This window comes from Rhizobium sp. 05L429 (assembly GCF_056397645.1).
This window is the reverse complement of sequence record NZ_JBFTNV010000002.1, coordinates 148,661-166,020: the sequence shown is the minus strand read 5'-3', so window position 1 is coordinate 166,020 and position 17,360 is coordinate 148,661. Positions and strand designations below refer to the sequence as shown.

19 protein-coding genes are annotated in these 17,360 nt (G+C 61.0%); 7 read left to right on the top strand and 12 right to left on the bottom strand.

Annotated features, from left to right (window positions below; translation table 11 throughout):
- Positions 1 to 49 precede the first annotated feature (49 nt).
- A complete protein-coding gene (locus AC1DNW_RS02510) occupies positions 50 to 1,102 on the bottom strand; it encodes a GGDEF domain-containing protein (RefSeq protein ID WP_477851820.1) in 1,053 nt (350 codons plus the stop codon).
- A gap of 248 nt (positions 1,103 to 1,350) precedes the next feature.
- On the opposite strand from AC1DNW_RS02510, the gene AC1DNW_RS02505 reads away from it, so the two are divergent.
- Positions 1,351 to 2,040 (top strand): glutathione S-transferase family protein, encoded by a 690-nt coding sequence (locus AC1DNW_RS02505; protein ID WP_113295255.1) that lies wholly within the window; start codon positions 1,351 to 1,353, stop codon positions 2,038 to 2,040.
- An 83-nt stretch (positions 2,041 to 2,123) separates the two neighbouring features.
- The gene (gene ndk / locus AC1DNW_RS02500; RefSeq protein ID WP_016553456.1) at positions 2,124 to 2,546 is read left to right on the top strand and encodes a nucleoside-diphosphate kinase; all 423 of its coding nucleotides are present in this window, start codon (positions 2,124 to 2,126) and stop codon (positions 2,544 to 2,546) included.
- Between the two features lie 75 nt (positions 2,547 to 2,621).
- On the opposite strand, the gene AC1DNW_RS02495 is transcribed toward ndk, so the two are convergent.
- Positions 2,622 to 3,128 carry a hypothetical protein gene (locus tag AC1DNW_RS02495; protein WP_113312283.1) on the bottom strand — a complete coding sequence of 169 codons (507 nt, stop codon included), beginning with the start codon at positions 3,126 to 3,128 and terminating at the stop codon, positions 2,622 to 2,624.
- Positions 3,125 to 3,673: a CGNR zinc finger domain-containing protein gene (locus AC1DNW_RS02490; protein ID WP_113312282.1), complete on the bottom strand. Its 549-nt coding sequence runs from the start codon at positions 3,671 to 3,673 to the stop codon at positions 3,125 to 3,127. The genes AC1DNW_RS02495 and AC1DNW_RS02490 overlap by 4 nt, the downstream gene beginning before the upstream one ends.
- A gap of 66 nt (positions 3,674 to 3,739) precedes the next feature.
- Here AC1DNW_RS02490 and AC1DNW_RS02485 point away from each other — a divergent pair, with 66 nt between their 5' ends.
- A complete protein-coding gene (locus tag AC1DNW_RS02485; protein WP_115035379.1) occupies positions 3,740 to 4,636 on the top strand; it encodes a branched-chain amino acid ABC transporter permease in 897 nt (298 codons plus the stop codon).
- On the opposite strand, the gene AC1DNW_RS02480 is transcribed toward AC1DNW_RS02485, so the two are convergent.
- The 5 genes from AC1DNW_RS02480 to AC1DNW_RS02460 form a co-directional block, all read right to left on the bottom strand.
- On the bottom strand, positions 4,637 to 5,098 hold the full coding sequence (locus AC1DNW_RS02480) for a molybdenum cofactor biosynthesis protein MoaE (RefSeq protein WP_113312281.1): 462 nt from the start codon (positions 5,096 to 5,098) through the stop codon (positions 4,637 to 4,639).
- A gap of 33 nt (positions 5,099 to 5,131) precedes the next feature.
- Entirely contained in the window at positions 5,132 to 5,386 is a 255-nt protein-coding gene (moaD, locus tag AC1DNW_RS02475) for a molybdopterin converting factor subunit 1 (protein ID WP_113295260.1), read from the bottom strand.
- Positions 5,383 to 5,973 (bottom strand): CDP-diacylglycerol--glycerol-3-phosphate 3-phosphatidyltransferase, encoded by a 591-nt coding sequence (gene pgsA / locus AC1DNW_RS02470; protein ID WP_113295261.1) that lies wholly within the window; start codon positions 5,971 to 5,973, stop codon positions 5,383 to 5,385. The genes moaD and pgsA overlap by 4 nt, the downstream gene beginning before the upstream one ends.
- A gap of 110 nt (positions 5,974 to 6,083) precedes the next feature.
- Positions 6,084 to 8,126 (bottom strand): excinuclease ABC subunit UvrC, encoded by a 2,043-nt coding sequence (gene uvrC / locus AC1DNW_RS02465; RefSeq protein WP_477851817.1) that lies wholly within the window; start codon positions 8,124 to 8,126, stop codon positions 6,084 to 6,086.
- Positions 8,123 to 8,890 carry an SDR family oxidoreductase gene (locus AC1DNW_RS02460; protein ID WP_113308413.1) on the bottom strand — a complete coding sequence of 256 codons (768 nt, stop codon included), beginning with the start codon at positions 8,888 to 8,890 and terminating at the stop codon, positions 8,123 to 8,125. Before AC1DNW_RS02460 ends, uvrC begins: the two co-directional genes overlap by 4 nt.
- Before the next feature lie 363 nt (positions 8,891 to 9,253).
- Between AC1DNW_RS02460 and AC1DNW_RS02455 the strand changes: the two genes are divergently transcribed.
- Positions 9,254 to 9,886 carry an outer membrane protein gene (locus AC1DNW_RS02455; RefSeq protein WP_113308414.1) on the top strand — a complete coding sequence of 211 codons (633 nt, stop codon included), beginning with the start codon at positions 9,254 to 9,256 and terminating at the stop codon, positions 9,884 to 9,886.
- An 89-nt stretch (positions 9,887 to 9,975) separates the two neighbouring features.
- On the opposite strand, the gene AC1DNW_RS02450 is transcribed toward AC1DNW_RS02455, so the two are convergent.
- Complete coding sequence (locus AC1DNW_RS02450; RefSeq protein ID WP_113308415.1) at positions 9,976 to 10,572, bottom strand: glutathione S-transferase; 597 nt, start codon at positions 10,570 to 10,572, stop codon at positions 9,976 to 9,978.
- Between the two features lie 57 nt (positions 10,573 to 10,629).
- On the bottom strand, positions 10,630 to 11,499 hold the full coding sequence (locus tag AC1DNW_RS02445; protein WP_113308416.1) for a 23S rRNA (adenine(2030)-N(6))-methyltransferase RlmJ: 870 nt from the start codon (positions 11,497 to 11,499) through the stop codon (positions 10,630 to 10,632).
- 17 nt (positions 11,500 to 11,516) lie between these two features.
- Here AC1DNW_RS02445 and AC1DNW_RS02440 point away from each other — a divergent pair, with 17 nt between their 5' ends.
- The 3 genes from AC1DNW_RS02440 to AC1DNW_RS02430 all read left to right on the top strand — a co-directional run bounded on the left by AC1DNW_RS02440 (position 11,517) and on the right by AC1DNW_RS02430 (position 15,601).
- Positions 11,517 to 13,706, top strand: a complete 2,190-nt coding sequence (locus AC1DNW_RS02440) for a molybdopterin oxidoreductase family protein (protein WP_113308417.1) — start codon at positions 11,517 to 11,519, stop codon at positions 13,704 to 13,706.
- Positions 13,703 to 14,296, top strand: a complete 594-nt coding sequence (locus tag AC1DNW_RS02435; protein ID WP_113308418.1) for an NUDIX domain-containing protein — start codon at positions 13,703 to 13,705, stop codon at positions 14,294 to 14,296. Before AC1DNW_RS02440 ends, AC1DNW_RS02435 begins: the two co-directional genes overlap by 4 nt.
- Positions 14,297 to 14,431: 135 nt before the next feature.
- On the top strand, positions 14,432 to 15,601 hold the full coding sequence (locus AC1DNW_RS02430) for an alpha-D-ribose 1-methylphosphonate 5-triphosphate diphosphatase (protein WP_113308419.1): 1,170 nt from the start codon (positions 14,432 to 14,434) through the stop codon (positions 15,599 to 15,601).
- Between the two features lie 10 nt (positions 15,602 to 15,611).
- Here the strand turns inward: AC1DNW_RS02430 and purN are convergent, their stop codons facing one another.
- Positions 15,612 to 16,277 (bottom strand): phosphoribosylglycinamide formyltransferase, encoded by a 666-nt coding sequence (gene purN, locus AC1DNW_RS02425; RefSeq protein ID WP_113308420.1) that lies wholly within the window; start codon positions 16,275 to 16,277, stop codon positions 15,612 to 15,614.
- Entirely contained in the window at positions 16,274 to 17,347 is a 1,074-nt protein-coding gene (gene purM / locus AC1DNW_RS02420; RefSeq protein ID WP_113308421.1) for a phosphoribosylformylglycinamidine cyclo-ligase, read from the bottom strand. Before purM ends, purN begins: the two co-directional genes overlap by 4 nt.
- Positions 17,348 to 17,360: the final 13 nt, after the last annotated feature.

The following is a 17,360-nucleotide window of genomic DNA, read 5'->3' as shown; positions in this document are numbered from 1 at the left end:
ATCGGCCCATCCGCTGCGCCAGATGCCGCGTGGTTGTTGCTTCAGAGCGTCAGCGCCCGAAAGCCTGCACCGGCTGGCGCGGATTGGTCCGGGCGGCGAGCAGCGCCACGCGGGCATTGGCCTGGAGCTGGCCTGATGTTGCGGCATCGCCGCTCAGCGCCACGCCGACCGAAATCGTCAGGCCGCCCGCTTCCGACGTGTCGGACGCCGCGAAGATGAGATTGTCTTCGACCGAACTGCGCAGACGCTCGGCGATCGCCAGCGCATCCTGCATGCCGACATTGGCGAAGAGGCAGGCGAATTCGTCGGCTTCCGTGCGGGCAATGAAATCGTTCTTCTTCACCGTCTTGCGGAAGAGGCTGGCGAGCTTCTTCAGAAGCTTGTTGCCGGTCTGCGTGCCGTAGCGGGCATTCAGCCCCTTGAAATCGTTGATGTCGATCATGACCAGCGCGCTGCCGGCAGCCCCTTCTTCCTGGCCATAGAGATTATCGAGCGCCCGATTGAGGCCGATGCGGTTCGGCAGGCCGGTGATCTTGTCGGTGACAGCAGCAGCCTGTACCGCCGAAATGCCGCGCTCCAGTGTCGTCAGCCGCTCGATATCCTCTTCCAGCCTGGTGCCGATCGTCTGTTCTGCTGCAAGGACGGCGGAAAGCGAGGAGGCGAGATATTCGACCTCTGCCATGAAATCGGCAAGGCTCTGGTGATCCTGCTGACCCGAGACGGACCTGAGGACGGTTTCGCAGGCACGCGTGAAGGCCCGGTGATGCAGGCGACCCTCGGCCAGCCGTTCCGCCGTCTCCTTGAGTATTCGGCTCGCCTCGTTACGCGAGCGGTCGCCCGCCAGCCCGTAGTGGCCGACGAGCCGGTAACGCAGGCCGAGTTCGTCCAAGGCCTCCTGCTGCGGATGCGGGCCAAGGGCGGCGATATCCTGCGCCAGCCCGGCATTCAGGCCGATCAGCGCTTCGTAGAACAATTCGTAATTGCGTGGCAGGCCCGCCACATTGAGCCGCATCATGTGCTGAGCGACTTTCTGGATATCGGTCACCGACGCCGGTCGGGCGGTCTCGCGTGCATTCAACGCATTTGCAACGGCAGTCGGCATGACGATCCCCTCATTGCCATCGGCTCCTATACTTCCGCTATGCAGGTAAGCTTTTAAGAGACATTGAATTTTCAAACTTTCTCGGGCGGGAAGCAGCAAAACCGGTTAACGCGGTCTTGCTGTGTTCCGGTCGGGAGTGGCCGAATCCATTTCAGCAGCGGACGCGATGGGCGCCATGAAAATTCCTGATTTGATCGCATCGGCTTTTGGGCGTGGAATGAAACAATTGCGATTGCGAAAGGACGGTCATGACCAGAGCTCTCTATTCCCTGTGCGGCGCCGATGAGCGTCACTTCTTCTCGCCGCATTGCTGGAAGGCGGTGATGGCGTTGGCCCACAAGGGCCTCGATTTCGAGGAAGTTCCAACGACATACGGCCGCATTGCCGATATCGGCGGCGGCTTCTCCAAGACCGTACCTGTCCTTGATGACAATGGCCGTCTGATTTCCGACAGCTTCGATATCGCCCTTTATCTGGAGGAGGCCTATCCGGACCGTCCGTCGCTTTTCGGCGGCGAGGGCGGCAAGGCCCTGTCGCGCATGGTCGAGGGCTATTCGCAGATGGTCGTCCACCCGGCGATCATGCGGATTGCGCTTCTTGATATTCATTCGATCCTCGATGAGGGCGACAAGGTCTATTTCCGCCTCAGTCGCGAAGACCGCCTGGGCAAGCCGCTGGAGGAATTCGCTGCCGGCCGCGAGACGGAGAGGGAGGTTTTTGCCGCCAAGCTGGAGCCGATGCGTCACATGCTCCGGTTCCAGCCCTTCATCGGCGGCGCCAGCCCGCTCTTTGCCGATTACATCGTCTTCGGTGCGCTGCAATGGCTGCGCATCGCCGCCGGCCTTGCCATGCTGGCTTCCGACGACCCCGTCATGGGCTGGTTCGAACGCTGCCTCGATCTTCATGAGAGCCGGGGCCGGACTGTGACAGCGGCGTGAAATTGCCGGAGACCCCTTGTTTTCGGGCGGTGAGGCGGTTAAAGACCGCCCACTTTTCCCCGATGAGTATGAGGATCCGACATATGGCGATTGAACGCACCTTCTCGATGATCAAGCCGGACGCAACGAAGCGCAACCTGACGGGCGCTATCACCAAGATGCTCGAAGATGCCGGCCTGCGCGTCGTCGCCTCCAAGCGCGTCTGGATGAGCAAGCGCGAAGCCGAAGGCTTCTACGCCGTTCACAAGGAACGTCCTTTCTTCGGCGAACTCGTCGAAGGCATGACCTCCGGCCCGACCATCGTTCAGGTTCTGGAAGGCGAAGGTGCCATCCTGAAGAACCGCGAAATCATGGGCGCAACCAACCCGGCAAACGCTGACGAAGGCACGATCCGCAAGGTCCATGCTCTCTCGATCGGTGAAAACTCGGTTCATGGTTCCGACGCTCCGGAAACGGCTGCCCAGGAAATCAAGTACTGGTTCTCCGACACCGAAATCGTCGGCTGATTCAGCCGCAGAGCATTTCCTCGGAATGCATTGAATTAACTTATGAAAGCCGGGCTTCGTCCCGGCTTTTTATTTTCAGTCCGGACATTTGTCAGTGTTCGAAAAATCCGTGGTCCCGTCCGGTTTGAAAACTTCAGGGTTTTTCTCATAACCCGCCCCGAGTACCAGCGGCTTGCTCGGCAGCACGGTCTGGTCGAGATCGGATTTGAACTGCGTCTTCAGTTCCTGCAGCAGCTTGCCGTCCTTGTCGACCAGCTTGACGGTGACCGCATAGGGCCTGTCCTTGTGTACGCAATGCAGGTTCTCGCTTTGGACCGAGATTTTGTCCTCCATCGGAAACACCTTCTGGTTCAGCACCAGCGGCGCGCCGCCCTGGGGGTTTTCGAATTCAGCGACGATGGTCGAGCCGTCGGGAATGGGCGCCGTCTTCTTCAGCGTCAGCAGATAGGTGGCGCTGGCGACGCGGTAGTTGAAGACGAACAGATGCCCTGTCACTTCCAGCATGCTTTCGGCCTCGCGCTGGCAGGCGGAGAGCAGAAGCCCTGTTGTGGCTAGAGCCGTGATGATCGAGCGCCGCTTCATTTCGTCTCCTCCTCCTTTTTCCGCCGGTAGTGCCTGTTAGCCTTGGCGCGGTTGCCACAGACGGCCATGTCGCACCAGGCCCGACTCTTGTTCTTGCTGCGGTCGATGAACAGCCAGCCGCAATTGCCGCAAATCTTCATCCGCTCCGGATCGGACATGGCGATCAGCCGCAGAACCGAATGGGCCGTCGCCGCATCGAGACCCTTTTCCGCAGCACCCCGCAGCGTGCGCGCCAGCGCTTCCAGCAGTTCGGCAAGAAGCCGGTCGTCATTGCCCCCGACCACGCGCTGGCGGAAATAACGGTCAGTCGCTTCGCGCAGTTCGATGAAGTTCGCTCTATTCTGCGCTCCAACCGGCACTATGTCGCCGAAAAGTGCCCGTTCGGCGCAGAATTCCTGCGCCGCCTCGGGGAAACGCTCCATTTGCTCTTCGGCCGCGAAGCGGTCGATGCGGCGCGCAGTATCGTGACGCAGGATGACGCTGTTGGCGACATCAAGCGCCAGTGCGCCGCCGGAAAAACGGTGAGAGGTCCAGGAAAAGCTCATGGGAAAAATATAACTGGTAAAACACATTTTGCCAGTTATTATTTTAAGTCGATCTGGAGTGACGGAATGGCCTATCTTCTGCAGCAACTGGCGAATGCGGTGCCGCTCGCAGCGCTCTACGCTGCGCTTGCCTTCGGCTATTCGATCGCCTTCGGTGTCACGAAGCGGGCCGACATCACCTATGGGGCGATCATCGCCTTCGCCGGCCAGATGCTGCTCTTGTTCACGGACATGGCCTACAATCGCCTGTGGCTGGTGCTGCCGGCAGCAATATCGATCGGCATCTGCGCCTCGCTGATCTATTCGGTGGGCGCAGGGGTCTGGATTGGCCGCTTCGTCATGCAACCGCTCGCCAGCAAATCGCCGAACACGGTCATCGTCGCCGCACTCGGCATGATGATCGTGCTGATGGAGACGGCGCGCCTTGCCGCCAACACCCGCGCCATCTGGTTACCACCGCTCCTGAATGACAACGTCACCTTCTGGAGCAATGGCACCTTCAGAGTGACGCTCACCTATATCCAGCTGCTGAATACGATCTTGATGTGCGCGATCATCGTGATCGGCGCGCTGATCCTGAAGCGCACGGCCTGGGGCCGCCTGTGGCGCGCCGTCATCGACGATCCGCTCGCCGCCGAGCTCTGCGGCACCAGCGCCAGTCGCGTCTTCCTGGTGTCTTATGGGGCCGCGGCACTCGTCGCCACCTGCTGCGGCATCCTCGCGACCTTCTATTATGGCTCGATGGATTTCGGTGCCGGGTTGATGTTTGGCCTCAAGGTGCTGATGATATCAGCCGTCGGCGGCTATTCCGATCCGCTGCGTTCGGCGGGCGGCGCTGCCGGCCTGGCACTCGTCGAGACGCTCTGGGGCGCCTACGGCTCCTTCATCTGGCGCGATCTTGCCATCTTCTCGCTGCTGGTTTTCCTGCTGGTGTTGAGCCGGCGGGAGCGCGTCGTGCTCTGATTATTTCCAGCGGTCGCGCGCCGTGTCGTCGGCATCCTTCGCCGCGATCCAGTCGCCGGTGCGACCGTCCTTGCCGTGTTCCTTCTTCCAGAAGGGAGCCGATGTTTTCAGGAAATCCATGACGAAGCTCGCACCGTCGAAAGCTGCCTGCCGGTGCGGTGCAGCGGCGGCGACCAGCACGATATTCTCGCCGGCGGCGATCTTGCCGAAGCGGTGGATGGCCGTGAGGCCGCTGAGCCCGAAGCGCTCTACGGCGAGTTCGCCGATGCGGGTCATCTCGGCCTCGGCCATGCCGGGATAATGTTCGAGTTCCAGCGCCGAGAGGATGCCGCCTTCATCGCGGCAGAGGCCGGAGAAGGTCACGACCGCGCCGATGCCGGGTTTGCCCTTGGAGAGCCGGTTGACTTCCGCCTGAAGGTCGAAATCGTCGCGCTGGACGCGGATTGTGGGGGTAATGGTCACAGCAGGCTCCTCGGCCCGATGGTACGGCTGTTCTCAGCCGCCCGTCATCGGCGGGAAGATACCGATCTCTTTGGCGCCGCCGATCGGCTCGTCATGTTCCACATGTTCCTGGTCGATCGCCACGCGGATCACATCGGGGTATTGAAGGGCCATCTCATATTCTTCGCCCAGGCCCTTCAAATGATTCAGAAGATCGGAAACGCTGACGACGGAGGAGGGGAGTTCGATCTCCTCCTCGCCCTTGCCGATGCGCTCGCGTACCCAGGCGAAATAGACAAGCCGTGTCATTCTTCGTCGTCCACCACGTGTTTCAGTCCGGCGCGGAAATAATCGTAGCCGGTATAGATCGTCAGAAGTGCGGCGATCCAAAGCAGCGCAATCCCCGTCCAGGTCGTGTAGGGGAAAATGGTGTCGCCCGCCGGGCCGGCAAGCAGGAACGCGATGGCTACGAGTTGCAACGTCGTCTTCCACTTGGCGATGCGCGTTACCGGCACGCTGACCTTCAGTCCCGCCAGATATTCGCGCAGCCCCGAAACCAGGATTTCGCGGCAAAGAATGATGATCGCCGCCCAGAGCGACCAGCCGGCGATCGTTCCGTCGGCAGCGACCAAAAGCAGGATGGCGGAAACCAGCAGCTTGTCGGCGATCGGGTCCAGCATGCGGCCGATATTCGACGTCTGGTTCCAGATGCGCGCGAGATAACCGTCGAGGAAATCGGTAAGCGACGCAATGACGAAGATCCACAGCGCCACCCAGCGCGCCGTATCGCTGCTGTTTAGCCGTCCTTCGATGAAAAAGCAGACGACGATCAGCGGTACCGCCAGGATGCGGCCGTAGGTGAGGAGATTGGGGATACTATACGCACGCGATGCCATGATGCGGTTCTCTTTGATAATGCGGCGGTAGATGACGGCTTTGCTCCTCGACCGTCAACATTCTTTCTGTTTTTTCGCTGCCTTTGCGTGGAATTTGCGACCGGCACCGCTTATTTCGCGGCGTCGTCGTGAAAATGATTATAGACTTGCTTTGCGACGGTCTCGGAAATCCCTTCCACCGCCATGAGATCGGAAAGGGCGGCGCGCGACACCGCCTTTGCCGTTCCGAAGTGCTGCAGCAATGCTCTTTTGCGCGAAGGCCCGATGCCGCCGATCTCGTCGAGCGGGTTCTTGACCATCTCTTTCTTGCGACGTGCCCGGTGCGAGCCGATCGCGAACCGGTGCGCCTCGTCGCGCATGCGCTGGATGAAGTAGAGAACCGGATCGCGCGGCGGCAGCGTGAAGCTTCCCTTGCCGGGCGCAAAGAAACGCTCGCGGCCGGCCTCGCGATCCACACCCTTGGCGACGCCGATGGCGATTACGCTGTCGGTTATGCCGAGCTCTTTGAGGATTGCCCGCACCGCCGTCATCTGGCCCTGGCCGCCGTCGATGAGGATCACGTCCGGCCAGGCAGGGAAGGGCAGGTCGGCCGCGTCTGCGACGGAGACCTGCGCGCTGCGATCCGGAATGCCTTCTTCCTTCAGCAGCCGGGAGAAGCGCCGCGTCATCACCTCGCGCATCATGCCGAAGTCGTCGCCCGGGGTGATCTCGGTCGATTTGATGTTGAACTTGCGATACTGGTTCTTCACGAAGCCTTCCGGCCCTGCAACGACCATGCCGCCGACCGCATTCGTGCCCATGATATGCGAGTTGTCGTAGATCTCGACACGCTGCGGCACATAGGGCAGGGCGAATGTGTCCTTGAAGCCTTCGAGCAGGCGCGATTGCGAGGCGGTTTCTGCGAGCTTGCGCCCATGCGCCTCGCGAGCGTTGGCGATGACGTGCTCGACGAGATCGCGCTTTTCACCCCGCTGCGGAACGAGGATCGAAACCTTGTGCCCGGCCTTTTCGCCGAGTGCGGCGGCCAGCAGTTCGAGTTCCTCCACCGTTTCCGACAGCATGATCTGCCGCGGCACCGGCTTGTCGTCGTAGAACTGCGCGAGGAACGCGTTCAGCACCTCGGCGCCGGAAAGCTGCGGGTCGGCCTTCGGGAAATAGGCGCGGTTGCCCCAGTTCTGCCCGGTGCGGAAGAAGAAGACCTGGATGCAGGAAATCCCGCCTTCGTGATGAATGGCGAAAACGTCCGCCTCTTCGACGCCGGCCGGATTGATGCCCTGATGGCTTTGCACGTGCGAAAGCGCGGCGAGCCGGTCGCGGTAGATGGCGGCCCGTTCGAAATCGAGATCTTCGGCGGCAGCGTTCATCGCCTCCGCTATATGCGCCTTCACGTTCTGGCTCTTGCCGGAGAGGAAGTCCTTGGCCTCCTGCACCAGCTCTGCATAGCCTGCGTCGCTGACCTCATGAGTGCAAGGCCCGGAACAGCGCTTGATCTGGTAGAGCAGGCATGGCCGCGTGCGGGTTTCGAAGACGCTGTCCGTACAGGTGCGGATCAGGAAGGCGCGCTGCAGCGAATTGATGGTGCGGCCGACGGCGCCGGCCGAGGCGAAGGGGCCGAAATAATCGCCCTTGCGGGCGCGGGCGCCGCGATGTTTGAAGATGGCGGGCGCGCGGTGGTCGCCTGTTATGAGAATATAGGGAAACGACTTGTCGTCGCGCAGCAGCACGTTAAAGCGCGGTCGCAAGCGCTTGATCAGATTGGCTTCCAGCAGCAGCGCCTCGGTCTCCGTCCGCGTCGTGACGAATTCCATATTGGCTGTCTGGCGAACCATCTGGGCGATGCGGTTGGAGTGCACGCGGCCGACAGCATAGTTGCCGACGCGCTTCTTCAGGCTGCGGGCCTTGCCGACATAGAGCACGTCGCCCGCCTCGTTGAACATGCGGTAGACGCCGGGGCTGTTCGGCAGGCGCTTGACGAATTCGGCGATCAGCTCTGCGCCGATGAGGCCGGTTTCGTTGATGCTGCCGGCATTCCAGTCGACCGACGCAGAAATCGGCGCGGCAGAGGCGTCGCCTTCCACCTCGACGATGTCATCGTCATTTTCATCGGTCTCGTCGTAAAGAACACCACCATCAGGCAGCTTCTTGGCATTCATTCCTTGATCTCCAGCACGTCAGGCGTCTGCCACGCAAGATGCTGGCCGCCGTCGAGTGCAATCATCTGACCCGTAATCGAAGGGGTCTCGAACAGAAAACGAATCGTTCGGCCGAATTCATCGAGCTCAGGTCCCCGCTTCAAGATAAGGGCTGCGACCTGCGCTTGGAAGTCTTCCTGCAATTGCCGTTCGCTCGGCATCGAAGGGCCGGGGCCGATCGCATTGACGCGGATGCGCGGCGCTAAGGCCTGCGCCATGGTCTGCGTCGCCGTCCACAGTGCCGATTTCGAAAGGGTATAGGAATAGAAGCTCGGCCGCAGCGCCCAGACGCGCTGGTCGATGATGTTGACAACCAGTCCTTCGGCCGTCTCCGGCAACTGTTCCGCAAATTTGGCAGTCAGTATCGAAGGCGCCCGCACATGGACGGCGAAATGCCGATCCCACACCTGCGCATCGAACTTGCGCACAGAGTCCTCAAGAAAAATCGACGCGTTGTTGACGAGCAGGTCGATCGGCCCCAGCGCTTCGCAGGCCTTCCCGACAAGGCCGCCGACCTCATCGAATTTGGCAAGATCGGCCTTGATCGCAACTGCTCGGTGGCCCTTTTGCCGCAATTCCGCCACAAAATCTTCAGCCTCGGCCAGCGCGCCGTTGGCGTGGATTGCAACCGAAAATCCATCAGCAACAAGGTCTTCGGCGATTGCCCGGCCTATTCTTTTGGCGGCACCAGTCACGAGCGCCGCGCGAAGTCTTTTCTGGGTCAAGATCCTGCCTTTTGGTCCTTCGAGTCTGGTGCTGACTATATAAGGGCAGGTCCCGATTATATAAATAGGCCGAAAGCATTGCCTGTGAGGCTCGGATATTCTATGTATTATTTGCGATCGCGATTTATTAAAATAGGTATTGTAAGTTTAACTGAATATTATCCTTAATAAATGGTATGTTGCAGTCAAGCAACATCGAATTTTCGCCGCTGCAGAGCCACAATGATATCACAATTTGGCTCTTTCAAATCCGCATTTGCATTCCAATTTCACTCTCGAACCGGAAGGGACATTTAGTAATCCCCCGTGAATGCTTCGCCGAAGTTTAAGTTGACGAGCGCGCGGGACTGAAAGGAGACAAGTATGCGTATACTCTTTGCTGGCCTCATGGCTTCCGCTCTCGCCGTTGGCGGTTTCTCGGTAGCCCAGGCAGCCGATGCCGTGGATCAGATCCCGCAGGCACCGGTCGCTGAGGACACCCCAGCTCCGGTCAACAACTGGCAGGGCTTCTACCTCGGTGGCGCCGCGACCTATAACGCGGGCAGCTTCGGTTCCGACCGCAACACCTATGATTGGGGCGGTCAGCTCTTCACCGGTTACAATTTCCAGCAGGGTCAGATCGTTTACGGCGCTGAAGCCGATCTCGGTTATGGCGATGCAGACGTCACCCAGGGCGGCATCAAGAACAAGACCGGCTGGAACGGCTCCGTCCGCGGCCGCGTCGGTTATGACCTGAACCCGTTCCTGCTCTATGGTACCGCAGGTCTCGCGCTCGCCGATACCAAAGTTTCCGACGGCACATCTTCCGACAGCAAGACAGCCTATGGCTATACGGTCGGCGCCGGTGTGGAAGCCTTCGTGACCAACAACATCACGACGCGCCTCGAATACCGCTACACCGACTATCAGGACAAGGACTACAACCTCAACTCCGGTAGCGTTTCGCGCGGTTTCGACGAAAACAGCGTCAAGGTCGGTATCGGCGTCAAGTTCTGATACGGACATACCGAACACGAAAAAAGCCGGGCACAAAGCCCGGCTTTTTGTCTGGGTCGATCGCAGGCCTCTCAGGTCCTGCAGATTTCTCAGCTGTGCGGCTTCAGCTGTTCGTAGCCGTCGAACTTCTTTTCGAATTCTCTCAGCCAGCCGATCAGCTCGGCATGGTCTTCTTCCCACTGGCCCTTGAAGCGCAGGTCGAGGTAGCCGACCGTGGCGGCGAGCGCGAAATGCCCGCCATGCAGCCTCTTGCCAAGCTTCGGCGTATTGGCCGCCAGGTAGTTCAGCGCAGTAGCGACCTTCTTCCATTGACGGTCGATCCAGGGCTGATGCACCTTTTCTTCATCGCGGAAGCGACGTTCGTAGACGATCGCCAGCAGGCAGTCGCAGACGCCGTCGCATAGCGCTTCCAGCACTTCGGCATCGGTGCGCTTGCCCTTCTTGGAAGGATAGAGCGCGCCCTTCGTCAGCCGGTCGAAATAATGCATGATGGCGATGCTGTCGAAGATGGAAACGCCGTCATCCGTCAGCAGTGTCGGGATCTTGCCGAGCGGATTGTTGTCCACGAGAATCGCCGGTCCCGCATTCGTATCAACCCGGATCTCCGTAATCCCAAGGTCGAGATGGCGCGCTGCCATGCACACCTTGCTGGAGAAAGGGGAGGTCGGGGAGCAGAGAAGCTTCATGAGGCACCTTTTGGAAATGCAGATGGCGCCGGACTATCCCGAGCGCCGGGGAACGGGTCAGTCGGCCTTGGCGGGCTTCGTTTCACCGCGCAGCCAGAAGGCACGCTGCGAGGCGAAACGGTCCTGCGCCAGATGGTCTTTCAGGGCCGGCAGCAACTGGTGCAGCTCGTCCTTCAGCGTGAATGGCGGATTGACGACGATGAGGCCCGATCCGGTCAAGCCCGTCGTCTCGCGATCACTGCGCACGGCAAGTTCGGCGCAGAGGATCTTCGGAATGTCTGTCGCCTGCAGAGCCTCGTGGAATTCCTTGATCGGCGCGCCCTTCTTCAGCGGATACCAGAGGCAATAGGTGCCGCCAGGAAAACGCCGGTAGGCCCTGGCGAAGCCATCCACCAGTCGTTCATATTCGCCATCCTCCTCGAAAGGGGGATCGACGAGCACGATGCCGCGCTTTTCCTTGGGCGGCAGATGCGCGCCGAGCGCCAGCCAGCCGTCGAGTTCGGTGATGCGCGCATGATGATCGCCTTCGAAGACGCGATGCAGCCGGACAAAATCTTCCGGGTGTAGCTCCATCGCCGAAAGCCGGTCCTGCGGGCGAAAGAGCATGCGCGCGAGCTTCGGCGAGCCGGGGTAGAAGCGCAGGCCACCCTGCGGGTTCAGTTCGCGGACTGCAGAGAGATAGGGCTCCAGAAGCTCCGAGACCTGCGGCCCGAGATCGGTTTCCAGGAGCTTGCCGATGCCATCATGCCATTCGCCTGTCTTCTGCGCTTCCTCGGAGGAGAGATCGTAGAGGCCGATGCCGGCATGCGTGTCGAGCACCCGGAAGCCAGCGTCCTTTTTCTGCATGTAACGGATCAGCCGCGCCAGCACTGCATGCTTCAGGACATCGGCAAAATTGCCTGCATGGTAGATGTGGCGATAGTTCATTTTCGCTGATGCCTGTTATGAATTCGGATCATTGGGAGTTTTTGTGCCTTTTGGGCGGTCGAGCCTTGGCATATAGAAATCGCATGAACATTGCGACCCCCATCCACGCCAAATCCCGGATCGGTCACACGGCCTGTCCGCACGACTGTCCCTCCACCTGCGCACTGGAGATAGACCTTACGGAAGACGGCCGCATCGGCCGTATCAGGGGCGCCAACGATCATTCTTATACGTCAGGTGTCATCTGCGCCAAGGTCGCCCGTTACGCCGAGCGGCTCTACCATCCGGATCGTCTCATGCATCCGCTGCGGCGCACCGGCGCCAAGGGGGCAGGGCAGTGGCAGCAGATCTCCTGGGACGACGCGCTGGACGAGATTGCCGAAGCCTTCGTGAAGTCCGAGGCGAAGGACGGCAGCGAAGCCATCTGGCCCTATTTCTATGCCGGCACCATGGGCTGGGTGCAGCGCGACTCGATCGAGCGCCTGCGCCACGCCAAGCGCTATTCCGGCTTCTTCTCCTCGATCTGCACCAACCCCGCCTGGACCGGCTTCACCATGGCGACCGGCATGTTGCGTGGGCCCGACCCTCGCGAGATGGCGCGCACCGACTGCGTGGTCATCTGGGGCACCAATGCGGTCGCCACGCAGGTCAATGTGATGACCCACGCAATCAAATCGCGCAAGGAACGCGGCGCGAAGATCGTCGTCATCGACATCTACGACAATCCGACGATGAAACAGGCCGACATGGCCCTGATCGTCAAGCCCGGTACCGATGCAGCACTTGCCTGCGCCGTCATGCACATTGCCTTCCGCGACGGTTATGCCGACCGCGATTACATGGCGAAATATGCCGACGATCCCGCCGGCCTCGAAGCGCATCTGCAAACAAAGACGCCGGAATGGGCGGCCGCGATAACAGGTCTTTCGGTCGATGAAATCGAAGTCTTCGCCAAGCTCGTCGGCACGACCAAGAAGACGTTTTTCCGTCTCGGCTACGGATTCACCCGCCAGCGCAATGGCGCGGTCGCCATGCATGCGGCTGCCTCCGTCGCCACAGTGCTCGGCTCCTGGCAATATGAGGGCGGCGGCGCCTTCCATTCCAACAGCGATATCTTCCGCATGAACAATGCGGAGCTGACCGGCAAGTCGATGAAGGATGCCGATATCCGCATGATCGACCAGTCGCAGATCGGCCGTGCGCTGACCGGCGATGCCGTCGCACTCCGCCATCGCGGACCGGTGACGGCCATGCTGATCCAGAACACCAATCCCGTGAATATCGCCCCGGAACAGCGGCTGGTAAAGCGCGGTTTTGCGCGCGACGACCTCTTCGTCGCCGTCCACGAGCAGTTCATGACCGAGACGGCCGAAATGGCCGATATCGTCATTCCCGCCACCATGTTCGTCGAGCATGACGACATCTACCGCGCCGGCGGCCAGAACCACATCCTGCTCGGCCCCAAACTCGTCGAACCGCCACCGACCGTGCGCACCAACCTCTTCGTCATCGAGGAACTGGCAAAACGCCTCGGTGTCGCCGATCGCCCCGGCTTCGGCTTCACGGCGCGCGAGATGGTCGACCGCGTCCTGGCCGCGAGCAACCTGCCGGACTACGACCATTTCCTCGAACATAAATGGTTCGACCGCCAGCCGGCCTTCGAGGAAGCACACTATCTTGATGGTTTCGCTCATCCCGACGGCAAGTTTCATTTCCGGCCGGACTGGGTGAACGGTCCCGCCCCGAACAAGCCGCCGGCTTCCGTCGGTACGCTCGGCCCCTATGCAGAGCTCCCGCCGTTCCCGGATCAGGTCGACGTCATCGAGCTCGCCGATCCCGAGCATCCTTTCCGCCTGGCGACTTCGCCGGCGCGCAACTTCCTGAATTCAAGCTTTTCGGAAACCAAGACGTCGCGCCAGAAGGAAGGTCGCCCGGAAGTGATGATCAATCCCGCCGATGCCGAAGCCAATGGCATCGACAATGGCGATCTCGTCCATATCGGCAATGTGCGCGGCGACCTGCGCATTCATGCCCGCGTGACAACAGAGGTTAAACCTGGCGTCCTGATTGCCGAGGGTCTCTGGCCCAACAAGGCGCATGTCGATGGCGAAGGCATCAACGTTCTCACCGGCGCCGATCCCGTGGCGCCCTATGGCGGCGCTGCCGTCCACGACAACAAGGTCTGGCTTCGCAAGGACGTCATATGACGCAATCTAAGGCAAAAGTGGAAATCGTCGGCAAGGAAATCCTGTCCGACGGCTGGACGAAGCTGGTCGGCTATCAGCTCGACTATACCGACCGGAAGGGTGAGACCCATCGCCTTCCGCGTGAGGTCTATCACCGCACGCCGGCCGCCTGCATCCTGCTCTACGATCCCAAGCGCGATATCGTCGTTCTGGTGAAGCAGTTTCGCCTGCCGGCCCACGTGAATGGCGACCCAGCGTGGATGATCGAAGTCCCGGCCGGCCTGCTCGACGGAGACGAACCCGAAGCCGCCATCCGCCGCGAGGCGATGGAAGAGACCGGCTATACGATTCGTGACGTCCGCTTCCTGTTCAAATCTTACACGGCTCCAGGCTCCATCACCGAGGTCGTGCATTTCTTTGCAGCGGCAATCGATACCGCCGACCGCACATCCGACGGCGGCGGTTTGGCGGAGGAGCACGAGGATATCGAGGTGTTGGAAATACCGCTGCCGGAGGCTGTCGCGATGATCGAAAAGGGCGAGATCATCGATCTCAAGACGATCATGCTGCTGCAGTGGATTCTGTCGAACAAGGGCCTGCTTTCCGGCTGATCGCTCGGCGTGCAACGCGATGTCTGCCCGTCCATTCGCCTTGGCTGAGTTTCTGGGAATTCTTCATGCAATTGTCATGATGCGGGACTAAGCGCTGCCCTTTAACAATCATCGGATGCGGTCAGGAGAAAGCCCATGTGGCTCGGTAATTTCACCCTCGTTTTGCCCAGCGAGGTTGTGAGCGAAGGTTCTGTGCGGATCGAAGACGGTGTGATCGTCGAGATCCGGCCAGAGCCGGTCACCGATGCCGTGATCGACGGCGGCGGACGTCTGCTGATGCCGGGTTTCGTCGATCTGCACGGCGACATGATCGAGCGCGAGATTGCGCCGCGCCCGAACGCCCATATGCCGATCGATTTCGGCATCCACGAACTGGACAAGAAGCTCGCGGCTGCCGGCGTGACCACGGCCTTCGCCGCCGTCTCCTTTGCGACGGAAAGCGTCTACGGCCACGTCCGCTCGCTGGAGACGACATCGGCCGTCATCGAAGGCATCAACACGCTACGCGACAATCTGCTGATCGATCACCGCGTCCATGCCCGCTACGAGATTACCAATATCGGTGCGGCGCCGACTCTGGAGCGCCTGCTGGAAGCCGGCCATATCGACATGGTCTCGCTGACCGACCACACGCCGGGGCAGGGCCAGTACAATGACATCAAGAGCTATATCCAGAGCATTTCCGAGCGCCGCGCCATATCCGAGGAAATGGCCGCCGAAGTTGTCGCCAAGCGCATCGCCATGCGTGACAATCCCGAGATCGACGCCAAGCTGAAGGACATCGTCGCGCTTGCGAAGAAGCATGGCCTCTCGCTCGCCTCGCACGACGATGACAGCGTCGAGAAGGTCATCGAAATGTTCGATCTCGGCGTCACGATCAGCGAATTCCCGGTAACGCTGCCGGCGGCCGAGGAAGCCCGCCGCCGTGGTCTCTGGACGCTGATGGGTGCGCCGAACGCACTGCGCGGCAAGTCCATGTCCGGCAATCTGAGCGCGCTCGATGCCGCAAAGGCCGGTCTGTTGACCGTGATTGCCGCCGACTATCATCCAGCGGCTTTCGTGCCCGGCATCTTCAAGCTGGCAGAAACCGTCGAGGGCGGTCTTCCGGCCGCGGTCGCGATGGCGACATCAAACGCGGCGCGTTCCGCCGGCCTGATGGATCGCGGCGAGATCGCCATCGGCCAGCGCGCCGATATGGTTGTGATCGAGCCGGGCGACGTGCATCGCATCCGCGCCACGTTCCGCGGCGGCCAGTTCGTCTACAGCGACGGCACCCTGCATCCGCTTCAGGCCCTCGCGGCCTGAAGTTGAAGCGTCAGTCGGCGATCAGCGAAATGAGCTGGGATTTGGGGGCGGCGGCGGAAGCTGTCGCCCCGATTGCTTTGCCGCCTTCCATCTTCACTTTGCCTTCGGCAAAGAGCTTGAGCGCCTGCGGATAAAGCTGGTGCTCGATGGTCAGCACGCGTCCGGCCAGCGCATCGGCGGTATCGCCTGTCAGTATCGGTACGGCCGCCTGGCCGATGACAGGGCCTTCATCCATGCCTTCGGTGACGAAATGCACGGTGCAGCCGGCGATCCGCATGCCGGCGTCGATCGCCCGCTGATGCGTATGCAGTCCCGGAAAAAGCGGCAGCAGGGAAGGGTGGATATTGATGATCCGGCCTTCATGACGCTGGATGAAGGCGCCAGTAAGCAGCCGCATATAACCGGCAAGGCAGATGATGTCGGGCGAAAGCGCGTCGAGCGCGGCAAGGATCGCCGCCTCGTGTTCGTCCTTGCTCGCATAGTCCTTGCGCACGAAGGCGAAGGTGGGAATACCCTCGGCGGCCGCCTTGGCAAGCCCGCCCGCATCTGCCTTATCGGAGATCACGCCAACGATCTCGGCCGGATAATCGGCCGATTTTGCCGCCTGCACCAGCGCCATCATGTTGGAGCCGCTGCCGGAAATGAAGACGACAGTGCGTTTGCGCGGCGAACTCATAGGGCGAGCGTGCCCTTGTAGATCGTGCCGGCTGCGCCCTCGGCCCGGGCGACCATGCGGCCGAGCGTGACGACCGTCTCGCCTTCGGCTTCAAGCGCCTTGGAAACGGCGGCAATATTCTCTTCGGCAACGACGACGATCATACCGATGCCACAGTTGAAAGTTCGCAGCATTTCCGTGGCCTCGACGCCACCGGTCTTGGCAAGCCATGAGAAGACGGCGGGCGCCTTGACGGCCGAGAGATCGATTTCGGCTGCAAGATGCTTCGGCAGCACGCGCGGAATATTCTCCGGGAAGCCGCCGCCGGTGATATGCGCCAGCGCCTTCAGCGCGCCCGTCTCACGGATCGCCTTCAGAAGCGGCTTCACATAGATGCGGGTCGGCGTCAGCAGTGCTTCGCCGAGCTTCTTGCCTTCGGCAAACGGTGCCGGTGCATCCCAGCCGAGGCCGGAAAGCGAAACGATCTTGCGCACCAGCGAGAAGCCGTTGGAGTGGACGCCGGATGAGGAAAGGCCAAGAATGACGTCGCCCTCGTCGATATCGCCCGACGGCAACAGCTTGCCGCGTTCGGCCGCACCCACTGCAAAGCCGGCGAGATCATAATCGCCCGAGGAATACATGCCCGGCATTTCGGCCGTCTCGCCGCCGATCAGCGCGCAGCCCGCCTCGCGGCAGCCGGCAGCAATGCCACCGACGATCGCGGCACCCTGATCGGGATCGAGCTTGCCGGTCGCGAAATAGTCGAGGAAGAACAGCGGCTCTGCGCCCTGCACGACGAGATCGTTGACGCACATGGCGACGAGATCGATGCCAACAGTGTCATGATAGTCGGCATCGATGGCGATTTTCAGTTTCGTGCCGACGCCGTCATTGGCGGCGACCAGCACGGGATCCGTGAAACCGGCAGCCTTGAGGTCGAAGAGACCGCCGAAGCCGCCGATCTCTCCGTCTGCGCCCGGCCGGCGCGTCGAGCGCACGGCTGGCTTGATCTTTTCCACCATCAAGTTGCCGGCATCGATGTCGACGCCTGCGTCGCTATAGGTCAGGCCGTTTTTTCCAGACTGGCTCATGCTGATCTCCGGA